The 1,063-nt window shown below is 66.1% G+C and carries 2 protein-coding genes; both read left to right on the forward strand.

What is annotated here, in order from left to right:
• Positions 1-127 precede the first annotated feature (127 nt).
• The gene (locus AB0K09_RS33725; protein WP_366069190.1) at positions 128-598 is read left to right on the forward strand and encodes a hypothetical protein; all 471 of its coding nucleotides are present in this window, start codon (positions 128-130) and stop codon (positions 596-598) included.
• 75 nt (positions 599-673) lie between these two features.
• A complete protein-coding gene (locus tag AB0K09_RS33730; RefSeq protein ID WP_366069191.1) occupies positions 674-955 on the forward strand; it encodes a hypothetical protein in 282 nt (93 codons plus the stop codon).
• Positions 956-1,063: the final 108 nt, after the last annotated feature.

Genomic DNA, 1,063 nt, shown 5'->3' on the forward strand with positions numbered 1-1,063 from the left:
CACGACCCGTACGCCGTCGGGCAGCGGGCCGGTCAGCGGGAGCTGGGGTGTGGAGACGGCCAGCACGACGTCGGCGCCGAGCCCGGCGACGGCCCATGCCGCGAACACCGCCGCCAAGGACCATGAAGTGCTGAAGCTCGTGCTGCAAGGAGGACTGAACGCAGTATTCGCTCTGACGACCTTTGTGGCACCGGAGGGTGTGGTCGCGAAGACCGCGTTCAACGCGACGATAGGTGCGGTGAAACTTCTGGGCATCCAAGAGATCAAGAAGTCGCTGCCCTCCGGTACGCCCCCGGACGTTCGGCAGCTCAACGGCGAGATCACCTATCCCGGGTACGTGTTCACCATCAGCCGGCTCGTCGCCACCGGCCATGTCTACCCGGTGAATTCGCACGCTCCGGTCTCCTTCACCGGGGATCCCGCTTCCCACGCCGCGCTTCTCGAATACATCATGCGGAACCCCGACGCCTATCAGGTGGGCCGGGAGGGGACCGGTCATGGCAGTCCCCTGTCCATCCGTCTCCTGCTGCACGTGATCGGCGACCAGGAGAAGGACCCGGTGGTGGAGGCACTGCGCCGGCGCGAGAACGACGACTAGGACCAGGACCACCAACAACCGTTCGGCCCCGTGCCGGACGAGCCACATCACCCCATTGTGAGAACGGAGAAGAACATGGCAGGCACCGTAAAGGTCGACGACGCCGCGCACGCCGCGAGCCGCAAGTTCCTCAGCATCATCGACGGTGGATTCCAGCAGTCCATCAGCCAGCTCTCGTCCGCCGGGAACATCCTCAGCGACCAGAGCCACTGGGACGGCAAGCACGCCGCCGAATTCCGGTCCGCCTGGCACGGCGCCCAGGCCGAACTGAACAAGATCAAGCAGTCCCTGGACGAGTTCCAGAAGAAGTTCGACGCCGTCCTCAGGAACATCTCGCAGGCCGGCGGCAACGCCTGACCGGAGCCCGGCCCACACCCCACGTCCGCGAGGAACCCCCCATGTCACAGACGGACCCGGCCCACCCCTGGACCGGAGAGCTCACCGCCACCGACCTCGAACGGCTCG

The sequence above is a fragment of the Streptomyces sp. NPDC049577 genome, assembly GCF_040675635.1.
GTDB lineage: Bacteria > Actinomycetota > Actinomycetes > Streptomycetales > Streptomycetaceae > Streptomyces.